Source organism: Flavobacterium xueshanense, assembly GCF_900112975.1.
In the GTDB taxonomy this organism is placed as follows: Bacteria; Bacteroidota; Bacteroidia; order Flavobacteriales; family Flavobacteriaceae; genus Flavobacterium; species Flavobacterium xueshanense.
The window spans coordinates 451276-473371 of sequence record NZ_FONQ01000002.1 but is presented as its reverse complement, the minus strand read 5'-3'; the positions used below and the strand labels follow the sequence as shown (position 1 = coordinate 473371).

General features: G+C 35.0%; 15 protein-coding genes. 3 read left to right on the top strand and 12 right to left on the bottom strand.

The genetic code is table 11. The features are described 5' to 3' along the window. Window positions 1–67: 67 nt before the first annotated feature. The 9 genes from BMZ76_RS04320 to uvrC all read right to left on the bottom strand — a co-directional run bounded on the left by BMZ76_RS04320 (window position 68) and on the right by uvrC (window position 15565). Window positions 68–3373 (bottom strand): TonB-dependent receptor, encoded by a 3306-nt coding sequence (locus tag BMZ76_RS04320; RefSeq protein ID WP_091203479.1) that lies wholly within the window; start codon window positions 3371–3373, stop codon window positions 68–70. A 385-nt stretch (window positions 3374–3758) separates the two neighbouring features. Further along, window positions 3759–5411 (bottom strand): glucose-6-phosphate isomerase, encoded by a 1653-nt coding sequence (gene pgi, locus BMZ76_RS04315; RefSeq protein ID WP_091203478.1) that lies wholly within the window; start codon window positions 5409–5411, stop codon window positions 3759–3761. A 185-nt stretch (window positions 5412–5596) separates the two neighbouring features. Continuing rightward, window positions 5597–6811 carry a peptidoglycan DD-metalloendopeptidase family protein gene (locus tag BMZ76_RS04310; RefSeq protein ID WP_091203477.1) on the bottom strand — a complete coding sequence of 405 codons (1215 nt, stop codon included), beginning with the start codon at window positions 6809–6811 and terminating at the stop codon, window positions 5597–5599. Window positions 6812–6831: 20 nt separating this feature from the next. Beyond that, entirely contained in the window at window positions 6832–7767 is a 936-nt protein-coding gene (locus BMZ76_RS04305) for a tryptophan 2,3-dioxygenase family protein (RefSeq protein WP_091203476.1), read from the bottom strand. Continuing rightward, complete coding sequence (locus tag BMZ76_RS04300) at window positions 7767–8537, bottom strand: DUF3108 domain-containing protein (RefSeq protein ID WP_091203475.1); 771 nt, start codon at window positions 8535–8537, stop codon at window positions 7767–7769. The genes BMZ76_RS04305 and BMZ76_RS04300 overlap by 1 nt, the downstream gene beginning before the upstream one ends. 292 nt (window positions 8538–8829) lie before the next feature. Continuing rightward, entirely contained in the window at window positions 8830–9990 is a 1161-nt protein-coding gene (gene hppD, locus BMZ76_RS04295; RefSeq protein ID WP_091203474.1) for a 4-hydroxyphenylpyruvate dioxygenase, read from the bottom strand. Between the two features lie 195 nt (window positions 9991–10185). Then, complete coding sequence (locus BMZ76_RS04290; RefSeq protein WP_091203473.1) at window positions 10186–11343, bottom strand: homogentisate 1,2-dioxygenase; 1158 nt, start codon at window positions 11341–11343, stop codon at window positions 10186–10188. Between the two features lie 184 nt (window positions 11344–11527). After that, a complete protein-coding gene (locus tag BMZ76_RS04285; RefSeq protein WP_091203472.1) occupies window positions 11528–13726 on the bottom strand; it encodes a patatin-like phospholipase family protein in 2199 nt (732 codons plus the stop codon). 36 nt (window positions 13727–13762) lie between these two features. Then, a complete protein-coding gene (gene uvrC / locus BMZ76_RS04280; protein ID WP_091203471.1) occupies window positions 13763–15565 on the bottom strand; it encodes an excinuclease ABC subunit UvrC in 1803 nt (600 codons plus the stop codon). A 130-nt stretch (window positions 15566–15695) separates the two neighbouring features. Between uvrC and BMZ76_RS04275 the strand changes: the two genes are divergently transcribed. The 3 genes from BMZ76_RS04275 to BMZ76_RS04265 are packed head-to-tail and all read left to right on the top strand — an operon-like array spanning window position 15696 to window position 17490. Further along, the gene (locus BMZ76_RS04275; protein WP_091203524.1) at window positions 15696–16676 is read left to right on the top strand and encodes a succinylglutamate desuccinylase/aspartoacylase family protein; all 981 of its coding nucleotides are present in this window, start codon (window positions 15696–15698) and stop codon (window positions 16674–16676) included. Window positions 16677–16686: 10 nt separating this feature from the next. Further along, window positions 16687–17250, top strand: a complete 564-nt coding sequence (locus tag BMZ76_RS04270; protein WP_091203523.1) for a 5-formyltetrahydrofolate cyclo-ligase — start codon at window positions 16687–16689, stop codon at window positions 17248–17250. 42 nt (window positions 17251–17292) lie between these two features. Then, the gene (locus BMZ76_RS04265; RefSeq protein ID WP_091203470.1) at window positions 17293–17490 is read left to right on the top strand and encodes a hypothetical protein; all 198 of its coding nucleotides are present in this window, start codon (window positions 17293–17295) and stop codon (window positions 17488–17490) included. 64 nt (window positions 17491–17554) lie between these two features. Here the strand turns inward: BMZ76_RS04265 and BMZ76_RS04260 are convergent, their stop codons facing one another. From BMZ76_RS04260 to ileS, 3 genes are all read right to left on the bottom strand, one after another. After that, complete coding sequence (locus tag BMZ76_RS04260) at window positions 17555–18154, bottom strand: lipoprotein signal peptidase (protein ID WP_091203469.1); 600 nt, start codon at window positions 18152–18154, stop codon at window positions 17555–17557. Between the two features lie 85 nt (window positions 18155–18239). Continuing rightward, window positions 18240–18620, bottom strand: a complete 381-nt coding sequence (locus BMZ76_RS04255; RefSeq protein ID WP_091203468.1) for a TraR/DksA family transcriptional regulator — start codon at window positions 18618–18620, stop codon at window positions 18240–18242. Window positions 18621–18627: 7 nt separating this feature from the next. Then, complete coding sequence (ileS, locus tag BMZ76_RS04250) at window positions 18628–22086, bottom strand: isoleucine--tRNA ligase (RefSeq protein ID WP_091203467.1); 3459 nt, start codon at window positions 22084–22086, stop codon at window positions 18628–18630. Window positions 22087–22096: the final 10 nt, after the last annotated feature.

Here is a 22096-nt window from a genome sequence, read left to right as displayed (position 1 = left end):
TAAAAAAAGGCATAAAAAAACCACGTTTTTAAACGTGGTTTTAAATATTCAATTACTTTAAATACTCTTATTTTCCAAAAATATATCTAAGTGTAAATTGTGCTTGCCACACATCAAAAGTTGAAGCGTTTTTCTTAAAAGTATCTTTAATTAAGATTCTACTTCCATCAGATTCAACTTGAGTTGCTAATTGATAAAAAGGAACATTCGCAGTTGTTGTTCTGAAATTCAAAACATTTGAATTTGTAACTCTTTGTGTAACACCCCAATCTTTATTAATGAAATTTGTAAAGTTTAAGATATCAGCTCTAAATTGAAAATTGTTCTTTTTACCAGCGATTGTAATATAAAAATCTTGAGTAGCTGATAAGTCTAATCTATGCAACATAGGCAAAACTCCACCATTTCTTTCAGCATACTGTCCTCTTCTTGTAGAAAGATATTTATCTTGATTAATGTAAAGGTCGTAAGCCGCTTGTTGTTGTACTTCAGAATAAGTCGTTACAACATTAACATTATTCACTCTATTTGTAACTGCCAATGGTTGAAAACGAATTTCATTCCCGCTTTTGGGAACATAAATTAAGTCATTATTATTAACTCTGTCTCCATTCATATCTCCTCCGTAAGAGTAAGAAAATGGTCCAGCTTGTTCACCAATATATCCTAAATTGATTGAAGTCGCCGCGCCAACATTTTTACCATATTCGATTTTGTATCCTAAAATACCAACTAATCTATGTGGAGTATTATTGTTAGATAATGCTAATGGTAAATCGTTGTTACCATTTACAGATCTAGCACCTGTCCATGAACCAGAAGCAATAGAACCCGGAGATAATAAATCATTAGCACTTGAATATGTGTAAGCGAACGATCCCCAAAGACCTTTTTTGTAAGGATACTCTAATTTAAAAGTTGTAGAATAAAAATATCCTTTATCAGTGTTGGTCAAAACAACTGCACTAGAAACATTATCATTTACACGAACACCTGCATCGTTACGTGCATATCTTGGTCTCTTATCCGGACCACTGAAAGTTCCAACAGGCGCATCAAAATTACTGTTGTAATAATGGATCGCATTAATGTTTCTTTGAAAAATCCCTTCAACTGTTCCTACGAATCCGAAAGGAAGTTTTTGATCAACCGCTACATTAGTTTTCCAAACTTGAGGAAACTTAAATTTTTTGTTGGTGAAAGCCAATTCAAATGTAGTTGGAAGAGTTGGTGTATTTGGAATAAAATAATCATTAGGATTTGGAGTAAAACCATATCCTCCTGATGCTAATGCTGGACCACTAACGTCAACAAAGCCTGTTAGTACACCATTATTTCCAATAGCATTAGATAAAAAAACTGAAGGAGCTCTACCTGTAAAAATACCACTACCTCCACGAAGTAAAGTACTTGCATCACCATTTAAGTCTAAGTTGAAACCAACTCTTGGTTCAAACAAATACTGAGTATCAGGCATGTCACCAGTGTTGAATTTTTGTCCTTGTCCAAAAGTTAAAGCAGTAACTGCAGGATTTTCAAGGGCTGTATCAGCAAACCATACTGCAGAAGCACGAAGACCTACTGTTAATTTGAATCGATCACTCAATTTCATTTCATCCTGAGTATATAAATCTAATTTATTAGACTTAAATATTTGCAATGGCTCTTGCGCTCCTGGTAAAGCAGAATATCTAAACTGAAAACGCGCGGGAAGAGCAGTTGTTGATGGAATTCCTCCTGTGTTAGCAGATTGGTTAGCCGCAGCATAAAAATCAGTTAGTGAGTTAAAGATATAAACACCGTTTGAACCTGAGAAGAACAAGTTACTTGATTTGAAATACTCAAAGTTAGTTCCAAACAATAATGAATGTTTACCTATAGTTTTGGTCAAATTATTAGTAAAGTGTAAAGTAGAATAGGACAGTTTATTACCCTGTGTAAATGGATCTAAACCTGCAGAAATGTAAGTATTTGAGCCATTTAAAATGTCAATTGTTGGAAACAAACCACCACCTTGTAACGCTCTATCTTCAATTTGTTTGTCGTAACCCGCAATAAAGTTATTGTACCAAGAATTACTTAATTTACTGTTTAATTCTAAAACTGCTGATCTAGTGTTATCCTGAATAACGTAACCGCTATTTTTGAAGGACATTGCAAGCGGACTTGTTCTCCTATTACCATTTCCTAATGAAAAAGAGTTTGAAGTTAACTCGTCAGAATTGGAGTTGTGAAACACATAACGAGCCGTCAATTGATGATTGCTATTAATATTCCAGTCAACTCTGGCAAGGAATTTTTTTGAAATTCTTTCGGCATCATAATTTTCCCATGGTCCAGTGGTGTAATTAAACTTGTCTTGTAAAAAATTAGAAAGTGTTTCCATCTGCGCGTAAGTAGGTGCGGAAACCTGAGCGCTTGCTTGTGTAGAACCTGTAGAAGTCCAAGTTGTAGCTGGACTTATATTTTCTAAAGTTTCAAAATTTCCAAAGAAAAATAATTTGTCTTTTATGATCGGTGCTCCAATTCTAGCTCCCCAAATTTTTTCATCAAATTTTCCAGGAATAACTACGTTGTCTCCTGCTTTATTTCCAATAAAATCTTTTTTGTTACTTCTGAATGAATTGTAAACTGATCCTTCTACTTCGTTTGTTCCACTCTTAGTAACTGCATTTATTCCAGATCCTAAAAATCCTGATTGACGTACATCATAAGGCGCAATGCTTACTTGCAATTGTTCAATAGCATCTAAAGAAATCGCAGTAGAACCTGTTCTACCTCCTGCTTGTGAATCATTACCTAGTCCAAAACCATTGTTAAAAACCGATCCGTCAATTGTAAAATTATTTAATCTTGAATCTTGTCCTCCAAAAGTACCATTACTACCTGCGTTTGCATTATACTTCGTTATGGCGTTTATTGAACGTGCTCCCGTTACTGGCACTGCTGTGATTTCTCTGTTAGAAAATTGTTGCGATGCTCCAGTTCTTCCTTTATTAAAATTCCCTTTAGATTTTGTAGAAACAATCACTTCATTCAAAGCATTTGATTCTTCGTCTATAACAACATTTACAGTTAAATTATTCCCTAAAGGAGCATTGATTTCTGTGATTTCAGTTGTTTTGTAACCAACGTAAGTTACTTTTACAGTGTAAGGACCACCTGGTCTAATTCCCTGAACTGCATATCCTCCATTAGCACTTGTTGTAGAGAAATATTTTGTTCCAGTAGGCTTGTGAACAACCTCAACTGAAGCTCCAGGCAGAGTCTCTCCAGAATTTGATTTAACAGTACCAGACATAGCAGAACTAGTAACCTGCGAATGACCTACGACTGATAAAAAAATAATCAAAATAAAAATAATTCTTTTCATTTTTGTTTTTTGTTTAGTTTATTAAATTTCAGCAAAAATATAACATTTTTATCTTAAAAAGTTAACACAACGTTAAGAATAATATCTTTTTCTGGTAGGAATTTTTACTTAAAATGATAAACTCATTTTTTTTGTTAAAAACATATAATATTACTCATCTTATTAATTTTTTATTAATTTTTTCACAAAAAAAACTAATATTACATTCTGGAATAAATCATATTTTTTTTATAAAACTACTATAACAGAGTTACTTATCCATAAAAAAGCCCTGATTAAATTATAACCAGGGCTTTTAAATCCTAAAAAATCCAAAGAAAGAGAGCCGCAAATTAATAACAGACCTAAATTTATAAAATTATAAAAATTAATGGCATAATTAACACTACTTATTCATCAGAAAATGATTTAATAAAAAGGCTGTAGAACTGTCATGACTTTTAATCGTTTTCGTATTAATTTCATCTAAAATAGAATTTGCCAATTGTTTTCCTAATTCAACTCCCCATTGATCAAAGCTAAAAATATTCCAGATCACTCCCTGTACAAAAATCTTGTGCTCATACAAAGCGATCAAAGAACCTAAAGTTTTTGGCGATAATTTCTGAATTAAAATAGTATTGGTAGGCTTATTTCCTGTGAAAACTTTAAACGGCAAAAGAAATTTAGCCTTGTCTTCTGAAATACCTTGTTTATCAAATTCTGCCTGAACCTGTGCTTCTGTTTTCCCGTGCATTAACGCTTCCGTTTGTGCAAAAAAGTTAGACATTAGTTTATCATGATGGTCATAGTCTCCATATAAAGGAGTTACAAAACCGATAAAATCTGCAGGAATCAATTTAGTCCCTTGGTGAATTAATTGAAAAAAAGCATGTTGTGCATTCGTTCCCGGTTCTCCCCAAATAATAGTTCCGGTTTGGTAGTTGATAGTTTTCCCATCACGTCCCACGCTTTTACCATTACTTTCCATCGTTCCTTGTTGCAAATAAGGGGCTAATTTCTGCAAGTACTGTGTATATGGAATCAAGGCTTCACTTTCGGCACCAAAAAAATTATTGTACCAAATGCTTAATAATGCTAAAGTAACTGGCATATTTTGATCAAAATTAGCAGTCCTGAAATGCTCGTCCATTTCATTAGCTCCTTGTAGAAATTCATCAAAATTATCGTATCCTACGGCTAAACTTATCGTAAGTCCAACGGCACTCCATAAAGAGAACCTTCCTCCAACCCAGTCCCACATAGGAAATACATTGTTCGGGTTTATCCCAAACTCTGTTACTTTTTGCATATTGGTAGAAACCGCAACAAAATGTTTAGCAATATCTTCTTGAGTTGTTCCGAAGTCTCGGGATAAAAACCATTTTCTGATGGTCTCAGAATTAGTCAATGTTTCTTGCGTGGTAAATGTTTTAGAAACAATCACGAAAAGGGTAGTTTCCGGATTTAGTTTTTTTATAATCTCATTTATATGATCGCCATCAACATTTGAAACAAAATGAACATTAAGATGATTTTTGTAAAATTGCAATGCTTCAACTGCCATAGCGGGCCCTAAATCTGAACCTCCAATACCTATATTAACGACATCAGTGAAAGGTTTTCCTGTGTAACCCATTCTTTCACCTGAAGTGACTTCATTTGTAAATTTTTTTATTTTATTTTTTACTTCATATATTTCCGGAATTACATTGTTTCCATCAACATTTATAACTGCTGATTCTTGCGCTCGCAATGCGGTATGAAGCACTGCTCTATTTTCCGTTTGATTGATTATCGCACCATCAAAATATTCTGCAATTGCGCTTTTAAGTCCAACTTCGTCTGCCAATTCCAGCAACAACTGAAGTGTTTCTTGATTAATAATATTCTTTGAATAGTCAATTAAAAAATCATTCCATTTCAAATTGAATTTTTCAGTTCTAGTTGCGTCCAATTGAAATAATTCTTGCATTGAAGCTTTTTGCATTTCGTTATAATGCATTTCAAGTTTCTTCCAAGCATTCGTTTCTGTCGGGTTTATAGTATTTAAAGCCATTAATTAGGTGTTTTGTAGTATTATTTGAATTTGGCAAAAATACTGAAATTAGTTTTAATGGTAAATGAGTTTTTGACTATATCACAATTTAGCACGAAAAACACTAAATAGTGACCATCTATGACTACATGAAGCATTTCAGTTTTAAAACTCGATATATTTTTAAAGAGGTTTACATTGTTAAATTATAAATTAGCAACACTGTCTAACTGAAATTTTAAAGGTGTTATTTGTTCCAGAAAACGACTTTTGTTACTTCCGCTCATGGGTTCTCCAGTAGGCAGTTTAAGCCTTAGCGCATCTACTTGCTTACCATTTTTCCAAAATCGATAACACACATGCGGACCTGTTGCCAAACCAGTACTTCCTACCAAACCAATAACCTGCCCTTGATTGACACGCTGTCCGCGTCTGACTAATATTTTTGACATGTGCAGGTATTGTGTAGAATAGGTTCCGTTGTGTTTTACTTTTACAAAATTCCCGTTTCCGGCCGTAAAACCACTTTGCTCTACAACACCTCCTGCCGTAACCGTGATAGGAGTTCCGCGTGGTGCCGCATAATCCGTTCCTTTGTGTGCCTTCCAACGGTGTTGTACCGGATGAAAACGATTTGTGGAAAATCGAGAGGATATTCTGCTGAATTTTATTGGAGATTTAAGAAAGAAATTTTTCAGTGTTTTCCCTTGTTCATCGTAGTAGTCTATTTTATTCGAATTCTGAGCAAAAGGAAATGCATAAATAATTTTTCCTTTGTATTCAAAAAACGAAGCTTCCAGTTCTTCCACTCCATCATAAACAGTATCATTAATGAATCGTTCAGTAAAAGTTATCGCAAAACGATCGCCTTTTTTTAGCTTCATAAAATCAATAGAATAAGCGTATATTTTGGTTATTTTACTAGCTAACGCCCCTTCGATCTTGGCATTGCCTAAAGTTTCTGATAATGATTCTTTCAAAACGCCACCAATAGTACGTCGCTTAATGGTAATTGGTTTTGTTTTTTTGTAAACAGCGACCGCTGTATCACGAAAGTCAACTACATAATAACTTAAATTATCAGGCTGATAGATAAAAACCTGTAACTTATGTTTTTTATCTTTAGACCTTAATAACGTAAAAGGTCTATTAATTCTTATACTTCTTACATCAAAAGAATCTCTCACTTTGGCAACAATTTCATATATTTTTCGGTCCCCAATATTCTGATTTTGAATAATCGTTCCAAAAGTGTCGCCTCTTTTTACAGTATCATTAACGATATTAAAATTAGCAAGAACAAATCCAAATTCACTCTTTTTAGCAATAAGTTTCACTACTTTTTTCGGTACTATTTCCTCTTTTTTGTTACATGATCCTAAAGTAAATAGCGCAATTATAATTATAAATATTTGTTTCAAACCTTGTTTTTTAATTCAACTTACATTTCTGCTCCCCAATTTTCTAATTCATGGCTACTCCATAATTCCGGGAAGAAAATTCTTCTCTGATATTTTGGATGCATGTATTTTTTCCAGTCACTTCCACCGGTAGCTTCTCCATCTCCTTTTCCGCTTTGATCAATGTATTTTTTTGCTGTGTTTAAATGTTGCATTACCCAAGTAATATTCACCGTGTGATCGTAATGACGCATCGCTTGAACTAATTCGGGATTTTTTTGATCTAATTCCGGCAATTGTTTAAATTTTTGCCAAATGTTTACGGTGTTGTATTCCTCCATGTGAGCCAGGAATTCCTTTTTATATTTTTTTTCAAATTCCTCCAGTAAAAATGATTTTTTCCCAATGTGATAATCTTTACCGGCGGCTTGCCAATACAAATGTTCTAGTGCAAACTCATAAGAGGTATGTCTGTCAATTGTATCTCTATAACGGTGGTCAATCAAATTTATTAGGTCAGTCGAAGAAAATTCTATTAGGCGATATTGCGCACTCTGAAAACCACTCGCAGGTGTCAGTGTATTTCTAAATTTCATGTACTGCTCCACTTCCATTCCGTCTCCCATAATGCTGAAAGAGGTGGTTAACATATCAAAATAACGACTGATTCGCATTAATCTTTCGGTAAAGAAAACCGTATTAATAGCCTCACAATAGGAAATTTGCTTCATTTCCCACAGTATCATTTTAAATATCAATTCATTAACCTGATGATACATGATAAAAACCATTTCGTCAGGTAGCGTCGTTCTTTGAATTTGAAGATTCAATAACGCATCCGTTTGGATATAATCCCAATATGTAATTGGTTTTGACCACAATAACCCTTCGAGCTGCGTCTCCGTTTTTTGATTTATTGCTTCATATTTATGCTCAATTTCTTTTAAAATAGCTTCTGAATTGTCGTTATTGCTCATTATTGTTTTGTTTTAAAAGGTTTTTTCAAACCTTTATACGCATCTATATCTGCTTTTATTGAACCTACTGCCAAACTGGCTTTTATTCTTAATGGCACTTTATTGTCATCATCCGAGATCCAAACCGTAAGACTTTCTTGCTCTTTAAAAACACGGCCTGATTGTACCAAGGGTCGAAAAATCATTGATGGAACGACGCCAAATTTAGTGGTAATATTTTCCCTTCCCATAAACTTTAGCTTGAATTTAGTAGTTTCATCATCAAAAAACATGTCAATTGTCACTGATTCCCCAATTTTTAACTTATCAATATTAGGATGATTCCTTAAGTAATAAAATGTTGATAATATATCTTGTGTGTTTTTTGGAATGTAAAGCGTTTTTTCGGTTTTGTGTTTGTAGTCTTTTACAACAACTTTATTGACGGACTGATTGAAAAAACCTTCTTGATTTTTAGTGTAGCCTCCTTCATCAATTTTTCGAACAAAGCGATATGGATTTTTCGTTTCCTTGTCAATGTAGCTTTCGTATAAATCATCTACTTTAAAGAAAAACCGGGACATTCCCGTGGTATATCCTTTCCCAACAATATGAAAAGTTTTTTTATTATTTATCGTTGCATCTTTTACTTCTAATGTTGCATATCCAGCATTCACTATTCCATAATGTATCCTGAATTTGAAAAATTCCCCCACGTCGTAAGCATCTTCCTGAGGAGAATCAAAGCTTACTGTTATAATTAATACAAAGAATAAGATTAGTTTTTTCATTACTTAATTTGTCAATTTATTGACAGCATGATCAAATTTTGTTCCAAATATATCAAAACAAAAAAACTCAGTCAAAAAATGACTGAGTTTTTATGCTATTAACTAACCAAAAAACTATAAACTATGAAATTTATATGAAATTAGGAAGGAAACCACCCCTTCCCTTTTTGCGAGTGCAAAGGTAGCTAACAAATTCAGTTATATTTGTTAAAAACAAAGTTTAACATAACATTTACAAAAAAACATGCTGTTCATCGGTTTTTTTTTCACTATCTGTAAAAATAATAGCTTTTTACAACGTTCCTCGCAATTGTTGTTCTCGCTCAATTGATTCAAATAGCGCTTTAAAGTTACCTGCACCAAAACCTTTGGCACCCATTCTTTGAATAATCTCAAAAAACAAGGTTGGTCTGTCTTGTACCGGTTTTGTGAAAATTTGCAATAAATATCCGTCTTCATCGGCATCGACCATAATAGCTAATTTCTCGATTTCATTCAAATCTTCTTTCATCATTTTCATGTGATCACCCAATCGCTCCGGAATGGCCTCATAATAGGCATGCGGTGGAGCGGATAAGAATTCGATTCCTCTCGCTTTCAATTGAGATACCGTTTTGATAATATCATCCGTTGCAATAGCGATATGTTGAATTCCAGGTCCACCGTAAAAATCTAAATATTCTTCGATTTGCGATTTTTTCTTCCCTTCAGCAGGTTCGTTGATTGGAAATTTGATTCTTCCGTTTCCGTTTGACATTACTTTACTCATCAACGCGGAATATTCAGTATTGATTTGTTTGTCATCAAAAGAAAGAAAATTCACAAATCCCATTACGTCTTCATAGAACTTAACCCAAGTATTCATTTCGTTCCAACCCACATTTCCAACCATGTGATCTATATATTTTAATCCGGTTGGCTCTGGATTGTAATCGGATTTCCATTCCTTATATCCAGGCAAGAAAACACCATTATAATTTTTTCGTTCCACAAAAATATGAACCGTTTCCCCGTACGTGTAAATTCCTGAACGTACTACTTCTCCAAATTCGTCTTTCTCGACTGTTGGTTCCATAAAAGAACGCGCACCACGTTTCATTGTTTCCTCATAAGCGCTTGTGGCATCTTCGACCCAAAGTGCAGCTACTTTCACTCCGTCACCATGTTTTCTCAAATGTTCGTGTATTGGAGAATCTTGTGTTAATGGCGTGGTTAATACTATGCGGATCTTATCTTGTTTCAGCACATACGATGTTCTGTTTCGTACTCCGGTTTCTAATCCTGCATAAGCCAATGACTGGTAACCGAAAGCAGTTTTATAATAATGTGCGGATTGTTTTGCGTTTCCTACGTAGAATTCTACATAATCGGTTCCTAATAACGGAAGGAAATCTTGCGCTCCTTCGAATATTTTTTCTAGTCCGTATTCTACTGATTTAAGTTCTTTGCTCATTGTGATTTATTTTTTGATTCGGTATTTCTAGTTTTGGAACGCGGATGACGCGGATAAAACAGATGGACACGGATTTATTAATTTAAAATTATGTTGTTGTTTACTCTAAAGCCCTAGCCCTGATGGAAGCGGCATCCTTTTTCTGGCTTCTTTAGCCAGGAAAAGATAAAGCGTACAGCAGGAAATAGCTCCTAATTACTCTATCCAAGATTTGTAATATTGACCGTCGTCCAATCCCATCGCTTCTTCGGTGACCATTAACGGGCGAAAGGTATCAACCATAACCGCTAATTCGTGCGTTTCTGTATGACCAATGCTGCGTTCCATAGCACCTGGCGCCGGTCCGTGAGGAATTCCTTTTGGATGTAATGTAATGTGACCTTGCTCTATATTGTTGCGACTCATGAAATCCCCATCTACGTAATATAAAACCTCATCACTATCTATATTACTGTGATTGTAAGGTGCAGGAATGGCTTTTGGATGGTAATCGTACAATCTTGGAACGAACGAACAAACAACAAAAGTCGAAGTTTCGAAAGTCTGATGAACTGGTGGTGGCTGGTGTACCCGACCTGTAATGGGTTCGAAATTGTGAATACTGAATCCGTATGGAAAATTATAACCGTCCCAACCTACTACATCAAAGGGATGCGTGGCATAAACGACTTCATGCATCATTCCTTCTTTCTTGATTTTGATTAGAAAATCACCTTTTTCATCGTGTGTTTCTAACTCATTTGGCAAAATAAAGTCGCGCTCGCAAAATGGCGAATGTTCTAAATGTTGACCTGACTCATTTTTATAGCGTTTTGGCGTGTAAAAAGGCGCAAATGATTCGACGTAAAACAATCTGTTTTCCGAAGTTTCAAAATCAATTTGGTAAATCATTCCACGAGGAATAATTAAGTAATCTCCATATTCGAAAGGAATATTTCCCATCATGGTGCGCAATTTTCCTTTCCCTTTATGAATGAAAATCATTTCATCAGCATCGGCGTTTTTATAGAAATAACTTCGTAATGATTGTTTTGGTGCGGCTAGTCCTATAATACAATCTTTATTGATTAACATGGCTTTGCGGCTGTCCAGAAAATCGTCCTCCGGCATTAACTCAAAACCTTTTAACAGTAATGATTTGATGTTTTTTCCAATGGCAATTTTCGGCTCAACCGAATACGAATTGAGAATTTCCTTGACTTGCGTAGGCCTGTGAACGTGATACAACAAGGACGAATTACCGTGAAATCCTTCTGTGCCAAAGAGTTGTTCGTAATACAAACCACCATTTGGTTTTTCAAATTGTGTGTGTCTTTTTTGAGGAAAAATCCCCAATTTGTGGTATAAAGGCATGATTTTTTTGTTTAAAAGTGTAACAAATTAAAGTTGAGAGTACTTTATAATGTGCTATGATAAATCAAAAAAAGAGGATTTACTCAGGATTTCTCTTGATAAGAAATTGAAGATACTCTAATAAACCTAGCCATTTTGTTTTCATTATAACAAATATCGGAATTATTATTGAAATAAATTATAATTAAAACAAAAACCCAATACTGAACCAGGTAAACCCTTTGGGCTGTTCCGGGGACCAGGAATATTTTATTTCTATGGGTCCAATGACTGTTTCCAAACCATATCCGACGGCATAACCAGAATATTTTGGAATTGAAATCCAATCCACCGTTTCAAAAATCCGATCTCCAATATTAGCAAAATTTGCCGAAAAATTGATGTGGTTCTTTTTGTAAAACTCATAATCTACCGTTCCCGTTGATTTTATGTAACTATTAACGGCCAAGCTTAAATAATCGTACCCATATAAATATTTGAAATTATTAAGGGGATTATAACCATAACCTCCCAAAATAAAATTAAAAAAAGCAACGCTTTGCTGACCAAAAGAAAACCCAGCATCAGTTTGTAATTTTATTGTCGCATTTTTAAATAAAGTTGCTGCAACCCCAAAATCACCCTTAGCGATTGAGTATGGTTTAAAATCGCCCGTATAATTGGAGGAAAGCAAATACGATTGAATATCACCTGTGAAATACCATCCTTTTTTAGGGAAATATTTATTATCAAAAGAATCGTATTTCATGTACCCAAAAAGACTTAGATAATTACTGTTGTCAATTATTGGATCTACATTGGCGAGTGTTTCGGATTTTATTTTTAAAAATTTCAATTCGACTCCGCCACCAATTAAAAATTTTTGAACAAATAACGATTGGAAATAAGCTTGATTTGTAAAATCAGTAAAATCAACATTAATGGAATTTATATCCGGATTATTGAATGTTGTACTACTGATTTCTTTAGCCACATTTCTATTGAATTGGTTGTAATGAGATTTAAAACCAAAACTCAAATTAAATCCATTTTCAATGTAATAATCTAAATTGTACCTGACATTATCGCCTAAAATAATATCCAATGAGGCAATATCATTTTTAAAAAGTGTTTTTTTACGAGTCAAATTCACCAACACTCCACTTTTGAATAAATTATCATAATGCAATCCGAATTTCAAATAAGTTTTTGTCAGATTTTCTTTTAAATTAATATGTAAGTCAACATCTTCCTTGTTTGCTTCCAATGAATACGATATGGCACTGAAATTTTTGGTGGCATTTATATTATTAATACCCTTTAATAAATTATCGTAACCCGTTTTTGTCCCAGGCTTAAATCGTAATTTCCCAATGACATACTCTTTCGTGTAATTATCTAATTCATTGCTGTTTATTGCTCTAATTTGTATACTGTCGGAACCTAATTCTAACTTTGGTTTCTGGTAAGGATTAGATTCATCGACAATATTTTTTATTTGTTCGTAAACTGCAAAGGTAGCTTCTTCCCCTTTTCTTATAATTTCGTTTCCTTTGTCAAATGAAATCACTCCATATTGTGTAACATCTGGTTTAATATAGATATCCGTGTTGGTTACATTTTTCCTCATTCGCTCTATAGACTGAAGATTCGTGATTTGCACCAAAATTTTAGTGGCATCTCTGAGTTGTGTTCGGTCATACAAATCATTTTGAACATCGACCCCAATAATGATATCAGCACCCAATTTTCGTACCTCTTCAATGGGATAATTATTAACAACTCCACCATCTACCAGAATTTTTCCATCAATTTCAACAGGGGAAAATAAAGAGGGAAATGCGGAGCTTGCAATCATGGCCTGCGCTAAATTTCCTTTGTTCAACAGGACTTCTTCACCGGTTTCAATATTGGTACCAATACATAAAAAAGGAATCGGAAGCTGATTAAAATCCCTGATGTGTCTTACGTTTCTCGTAATTGTACTCAATAAATTATAATTATACATTCCTTTAGACAAGGCTTCCGGAATTCCAATTTTCATTTTATTAAACGGCAGAATTAACGCATATAATTCATCATTTCTTCTTTCGTAAAAATTTTTAGAAGATCTGGGAATAAAATCGTTGATTAACTCATTGAAATTTGTCGCCTTAAAAATAGAATCAATTTGGCTTGCATTGTATCCCGTAGCATAAAGACCGCCAATAACCGCGCCCATACTGGTTCCGCCAATGTAATCGATCTTGACTCCGGCTTCTTCCAATACTTTCAAAACTCCAATATGAGCAAATCCTTTTGCACCACCACCACTCAAAACCAAACCTATTTTAGGTCTTTTTTGCTCTTGCGAAAACACAGCCAAGCTGGTAAAAACAATGAATAATAGTGCGATTTTCTTCATAAGCAGCCATTTGTTCCGTGATAGAATGGGGGAATATTAATTTTCCTTTGTTGCCTTGTAAAATTCGGTAATTTTTTTGGCTTTCGATATACCTATAACGTCCGAAATTTCTTTTTCTGTCGCTAATTTCAATCTTTTAACACTTTTAAAATACTGAATCAAAGTCAACATGGTTTTTTCTCCAATGCCCGGAATGGATTCTATCGAAGAATTCAGCGCTGCTTTACTCCTTTTGTCCCGGTGGTGCGTAATCCCAAAACGGTGCGCTTCGTTTCGCAATTGCTGGATTATTTTGAGTGTTTCTGATTTTTTATCTAAATATAACGGAATAGAATCTCCCGGATAAAACAACTCTTCCAGTCTTTTGGCAATACCAATTATAGCAATCTTTCCTCGTAATCCCAATTCATCAATACTTTTCAATGCCGAAGACAATTGTCCTTTTCCACCGTCAATAATTATTAAATTGGGCAAAGGTTCATTTTCATCCAGCAATCGTTTGTATCTTCTGTACACTACTTCCGTCATGGAGGCAAAATCATCAGGTCCTTCAACCGTTTTTATATTAAAATGACGGTAATCTTTCTTACTCGGTTTTCCATCTTTAAAAACTACACAAGCCGCCACGGGATTTGTTCCTTGAATATTTGAGTTATCAAAACATTCAATGTGTCTTGGCTCTACCGGCAATCTCAAGTCTTTTTGCATTTGCGCCATAATCCTTTTCGTATGGCGATCCGGATCTACAATTTGCAGTTGTTTGAGTTGTTCGATTCGGTAAAATTTTGCATTTCGAATGGATAAATCCAAAATTTGCTTTTTGTCTCCCAATTGTGGAACGGTTACTTTTATATTTTCACCTAAATCAACGTGAAACGGAACAATAACTTCTCTGGATAATAAATGAAAACGCTCTCTTAGCTCGACAATCGCCAATTCTAATAATTCTTCATCGGGTTCATCCAATTTCTTTTTAATTTCCATCGTGTGCGAACGAATAATCGAACCGTGCGAAATTTGAAGGAAATTCACATAAGCCGCACTTTCATCGGAAACAATTGAAAACACATCGATATTGGTGATTTTTGGATTTACAATCGTGGAACGCGATTGATAATTCTCTAAAATTTCAATTTTCTCTTTTATTTTTTGAGCTTCTTCAAAATGCATATCAGCGGCCAGATTTGTCATGACACGTTTGAAATCTTTCATGCTTTCTTTGAAATTTCCTTTCAGGATTTCGCGAATAGCATCCACCTGCTTTTGATAATTTTCTAAAGTTTCTAATCCTTCGCAAGGCCCCATGCAATTGCCAATATGATATTCGAGGCACACCTTGAATTTCCCACTTTCGATATTGCTTTTACTCAAATCATAATTGCAAGTTCTAAGCGGATACAACTCTTTAATCAATTCTAAAATAGTACTTACGGTTTTGAAACTGGTATATGGACCAAAATATTCCGACCCATCTTTGACCATTCTTCGAGTCGCAAAAATGCGCGAAAAAGGTTCTTTCTTGATGCACAACCACGGATAACTTTTATCATCCCGCAGTAACACATTGTAGCGCGGCTGCAAGGTTTTTATCAGATTATTTTCCAATAAAAGGGCATCGGTTTCCGTAGGAACCACAATGTGTTTTATCGTGACAATTTTCTTTACGAGCACATTAGTTTTAGCCGTATCGTGAATTTTATTGAAATAAGAAGAAACTCTTTTTTTTAAATTTTTGGCCTTGCCCACATATAGAATCTTTCCTTCTATATCGTAATATTGATACACTCCAGGATTATTAGGTAAGGTTTGGATTTGTAAGGCTAAAGTTATTGGATTCATACAACAAAGTTAATCTCAAAAATCACGAAATACAAATCAATACTCTTGAAATCGTTCTGGCAAAATTTTTATCAGAATTTTAGTTTCTAATTCGTTATAATCCTTATTTTTATCGTTTCAAGAACTTATGATGAAAATCAATACCACACCTATCGTTCTTTTTGGCGAAAGCATTATTCCTGGCGAAAGCAAAACCATCAATGTCGAAATTGCCAGACTACACACCACAACAAAACTGAACATCCCCATTATGGTAAGACGCTCAAAGTTTGAAGGTCCCATAGTGCTTTTCTCGGCAGGAATTCATGGCGACGAAATCAATGGAGTCGAGATCGTAAGACAGCTCATTCACAAAAAAATCAACAAGCCAAAAAAAGGCACAATCATTTGTATACCAATCATAAACGTTTATGGATTTGTAAATAAATCGAGAGAATTTCCAGACGGTCGGGATTTAAACCGCGTGTTTCCGGGAAGTAAAACGGGTTCGTTGGCCAGCCGATTTGCGTTTCATATTTTAGCTGAAATCATGCCTTTGGTTGAATATGCCGTCGATTTTCATGCCGGTGGAGCCAGCCGTTTCAACGCACCACAAATTAGAATAACGCATAACAATCAGGAATTAAAAATTCTGGCCGATGTCTTTAATGCGCCTTTCACCTTATATTCCAGAAACATAATGGGATCCTTTAGGAGTTCCAGTGAAAGAATGGATGTCAAAATGTTGCTTTTTGAAGGCGGAAAGTCATTAGATATCAATAACGCTATCGCCGATGAAGGTATAAATGGAGCGAAACGTCTGCTTTCGCACCTTGATATGCTAGACCCAAAACATACTGTAGTACATCAGAAATCCGACACCATTTATATTGAAAAATCAGGCTGGATACGAGCCAAATGCTCCGGATTATTACATGATTACGACACTATTGGGAAATTTGTAAAAAAAGGAACTATTCTTGCCACCATAACTGATCCTTTCGGAAAGTTTGAGCGAAAAGTAAAAGCGCCAAACGACGGTTATATCATAAATGCCAATCATTCCCCAATTGTGTATGAAGGCGATGCCATTTATCATTTGTCGAATGCTTTTGGAGAAGAAGGAGAATAAAATTATTAAAATGGACAAAACTGCGTTACGAAAAAAATACAAAGCCTTACGGAATTCCCTATCAGAAAATGAAATCGAGGAAAAGAGTTTGGCTATAGCCAATAAAATACTGACACTTCCTCTTTGGGAGCAAACCTACTTTCATATTTTCCTACCTATAACAGAACAAAAAGAGGTTAATACTGAATTTATTCTTCACATATTATCCGGAAAAGACAAAGAGATAATTGTTTCCAAAGCTGATTTTGCCACCCGAAAGATGACTCATTTCCTATTGACTGACAATACTAAAATCAAGAAAAACGAATACAATATTCCAGAACCTATTGATGGCATTGAAGTTCCGTCGACTAAAATCGATGTGGCTTTTGTACCGCTTTTGGCTTTCGATAAAAAAGGACATCGTGTAGGGTATGGAAAGGGATTTTATGATGCATTTTTATCAGAATGCAAACCGGATGCAATCAAAATTGGGCTGTCTTTCTTTGAACCCGAAGAATTGATTACTGATGTTTTTGAAGGTGACATACGACTGGATTATTGTGTGACGCCAAATTCAATTCACTCTTTTTAATTTTAATCCGTACTTTCGCATCAGATATAATTCAATTAAGTTATGAGAACATTCAAAAATTCAAGATTTGCCGTAAGCGTTATGGTTATTTTATTCGCAGTTTCATTTTCAAACTGCAGCATTCAAACCGGAACCAGCAGATCAACCTATAAAGCTAAAAGACTTCCTCCAGGTCAAGCTAAAAAAATATACGGCGGGAAAAGCGCTAAACGTTACGCACCCGGACACAACAAAAACTAATAAAGTAAAAAGACCTGTTCAAATCATGAACAGGTCTTTTTGTATATGGTAAAAAACGTCGAATCTAATCGTGATGAAATGCTTTTTTATTGAAAAAAATTAAGATTCCAACTCCTGTAGAAATCGCCATATCTGCAATGTTGAAAATTGCATTAAAAAAAGTAAATTCTTTTCCGCCCCAAATTGGTAACCAACTTGGTAAATTTCCATGCCAAAAAGGAAAGTAAAACATATCTACTACTTTTCCGTGAAACCAAGTTCCATACGGTTGATCTGAGAACAAAGTAGCTAATTGTTGTTGACTGTCATCAAAAATAACGCCGTAAAAAACAGAATCGATAATGTTCCCGAAGGCACCTGCTAAAATCAATGAAATGGCTACAATTAAATAATTAGAACTGTGTTTTCTTTCTACAGAATCCCACAACCAATACCCAATTCCAGCAACCGCAACCAACCTAAAAAGTGTCAGGAATAATTTTCCGTACGTACCCGGAATTTCAGTACCCCAAGCCATTCCTTCATTTTCGATAAAAAGAATTTTGAACCATTTGAATACTTCAACTTCTTCACCTAAAATAAAATTAGTTTTAATGTATATTTTTGAAACTTGATCAACAAGTAATAAAATAAAAATAAGGAGATACGCTTTTCGTAATGACATTTTATATATTTTAATGGCGCAAAAATAACAATTTAATCAAAAAAAACGCTCCCAATGGAGCGTTAAATCTTGTTTAACAACAAGTTTATCGTTGCAAGTTCTTTGCTTCGATACTCATTGTTGCGTGAGGAACGATTTTCAATCTTTCTTTCCCGATTAATTTACCTGTAACTTTACATACACCGTATGTTTTATTTTCTACACGGAACAGTGCGTTCTTCAAATCACGAATAAACTTTTCCTGACGAATCGCCAGCTGTGAGTTTGCTTCCTTAGACATACTTTCACTTCCTTCTTCGAATGCTTTGAATGTTGGAGACGTATCGTCAGTTCCATTATTCAAATCATTCATGTAAGCACTTTTTATTAAATCTAAATCTGATTGTGCTTTTTGAATTTTGTTCAGGATTATCTGTTTGAACTCTGCTAAATCCGCGTCTGAGTATCTTGTTGCTTCTTCTACCATCTTTATATTATTTTGAAATTAATAGCATTGTTTTTATATTGTCAAATTCGATTTCTGTACCGTTTTCTATTTCATCCACAAAAACCAAATCGCTCGTTAATGTTTCTGATTTTATATACGCTTCATTTTTAAGAATCGCCTCTTCTAAAATTCCATTTCGTTTCAATTGAACTTTAATTTTATCAGTGACTTCAAATCCGGAATCTTTACGGATATTCTGGATTCTGTTTACTAATTCTCTGGCAATTCCTTCTTGTTTTAATGCTGGTGAAATTGTAATATCCAGCGCAACCGTTATTCCGTTTGAATTGGCCACTAACCAACCCTCAATATCTTGTGATGTTATTTCGACATCTTCTAAAGTTAAAATTACGTTTTTTCCTGCAATATTAATATTCAGACTTCCTTCCTTGTCCAATTGAGAAATTTGCTCTTTTGAAAATCCTTGTATTTCCTTAGAAATCAAGCCCATATCTTTTCCAAAACGGGGTCCGAGCGTCTTAAAATTAGGCTTAATTTGTTTCACCAAAACACCGGAAGCATCATCTAAAAGTACGATTTCTTTCACGTTAACCTCTGCTTTTATAAGGTCAGAAACAGCCTCTATTTCAGCTCTTTGATTGTCGTCAAGTACTGGAATCATTACCTTTTGCAACGGTTGGCGTACCTTTATCATTTCCTTTTTTCGGAGTGATAAAACCAATGACGAAATGGTCTGCGCCTTTTGCATTTTGCTCTCTAACATTTTATTAACATAGTTTTCAACCGAAACTGGAAACTCCGCCAAATGTACACTGTCATATTTTTCCGACTGTGTTGCCAAAGTTAAATCTCTGTAAAGTTTGTCCATAAAGAATGGAGCAATTGGCGCACCCAGTTTACTTATGGTTAACAAACAGGTATATAAGGTTTGATAAGCAGCGATTTTGTCTTGTGCATATTCCCCTTTCCAGAAGCGTCTTCTGCACAAACGAACGTACCAGTTACTCAAGTTTTCCTGTACAAATTCTGAGATTGCACGAGCTGCTTTCGTTGGTTCATAATCCGCATAAAAACCGTCCACTTCTTTGATCAAAGTATTCAATTCCGACATGATCCACTGGTCAATTTCCGGTCTTTCGTTTACCGGAATTTCCGCTTCTTCAAATTTGAAACCATCAATATTGGCATACAAACTAAAGAATGAATAAGTGTTGTATAAAGTTCCAAAGAATTTACGGCGAACCTCAGCGATTCCTTCTAAATCGAATTTCAGGTTGTCCCAAGGATTTGCATTCGATATCATGTACCAACGTGTAGCATCCGGACCGTATTCTTTTAATGTTTCGAAAGGATCTGCGGCATTCCCTAAACGTTTGGACATTTTTTGTCCGTTTTTGTCTAAAACCAATCCATTTGAAACTACATTTTTATAGGCTACTTTATCAAAAACTAATGTTCCAATAGCGTGCAAGGTATAAAACCAACCACGGGTTTGATCCACTCCTTCGGCAATAAAATCAGCAGGAAAATCTTTATTTTCGTCAATTTTATCCTTGTTTTCAAAAGGATAATGCCATTGCGCATAAGGCATAGAACCAGAATCAAACCAAACATCAATCAAGTCTGCTTCACGCGTCATTGCTTTTCCAGAAGCAGCAACCAAGGTGATTTCATCGACTACATTTTTATGTAAATCAACTAAATCATAATTGGATTCCGACATATTTCCAATTTCAAAACCTTTGAAAGGATTTTCTTTTTGGAAACCTGCAGCGATAGATTTTTCAATTTCGTTGTATAATTCTTCAACAGAACCAATTAAGATTTCCTCTTGTTTGTCTTCGGTTCTCCAAATTGGCAATGGAATTCCCCAGAATCTTGAACGCGATAAATTCCAATCATTGGCATTTTTCAACCAATTTCCAAAACGTCCTTCTCCAGTAGCTTTTGGCTTCCAGTTGATGGTTTCGTTCAAGTCAAACATTCTGTCTTTAACTTCAGAGATTTTTATAAACCAAGAATCTAAAGGATAATATAAAATAGGTTTGTCTGTTCTCCAGCAATGCGGGTAACTGTGGACATATTTCTCTACTTTAAACGCTCTGTTTTCTTCTTTCAAGCGAATGGCGATTTCAACATCTACGGAACGTTCCGGCGCTTCACCTTCGTTATAATATTCGTTTTTCACATATTTACCGGCATATTCGCCCACATGTGAAGTGAATTTTCCTTGTAAATCTACTAACGGAACCGGAGTTCCATTTTCGTCCAGAACTAACATCGGCGGGATTTCTGGCGTAGCTTCTTTAGCTACTTTTGCATCATCAGCACCAAAAGTTGGAGAGGTATGCACGATTCCTGTTCCATCTTCGGTAGTTACAAAATCTCCAGAAATTACTCTAAAAGCATTTTCAGCATTCTGATACGGCAGCACTAATGGCATTAATTGTTCGTAACGAATGTCAACTAAATCAGCTCCTTTACATTCAGCGAGAACTTGATACGGAATTTTCTTATCACCTTCCTTGAAATTTTCAAAGTCAGCAGGTTCAGTACTTTCAAAGAAACCTTTTCCGAATTGTTTTCCAACTAAATTCTTAGCTAAAATCAATGTAGCCGGACAAAATGTATATTGATTGAATGTTTTTACTAAAGCATATTCGATTTTTGGACCTACAGTCAAAGCGGTATTACTTGGCAATGTCCAAGGAGTTGTCGTCCAAGCTAGGATAAAGATTTCATGTAAATCCAAAGCTTCTAACTTATAATGTAGTAAATTATTAGAACTGATATAATCGTAAAACTTAGAGAATAACAATTCTTTGTGTGCATCAATTACTTTAAATTGTGCCACAACAGTCGTATCCGTAACATCACGGTAACTTCCTGGTTGGTTTACTTCATGCGATGATAATCCTGTTCCTGCTTTTGGAGAATACGGCTGAATGGTGTAGCCTTTGTACATCAAATCCTTGTTGTAGATTTGTTTCAAAATCCACCAAACCGTTTCCATGTATTTGGATTTGTAGGTCACATACGGATCTTCCATATCTACCCAATAGCCCATTTTTTCGGTCAAATCATTCCATACATCCGTATAACGCATTACGGTTTTTTTACACGCTTCGTTGTATTCTTCGATGGAAATGGTTTTTCCAATATCTTCTTTGGTAATTCCTAATTCTTTTTCAGTACCTAATTCCACAGGCAAACCATGGGTATCCCAGCCGGCTTTACGCTTTACTTGAAACCCTTTTTGAGTTTTATATCTGCAAAAAATATCTTTGATAGCACGCGCCATCACGTGATGAATTCCAGGCAATCCATTTGCCGAAGGCGGACCTTCAAAAAACACAAATGGTGGGTTTCCTTCACGAGTGGTTACACTTTTCTCGAATATGTTTTCTTTCTTCCAAAAATCAAGTACTTCTGAGGCTACAGTTGGTAAGTCAAGTCCTTTGTATTCAGTAAATTTTGTGCTCATTTTATCCTTT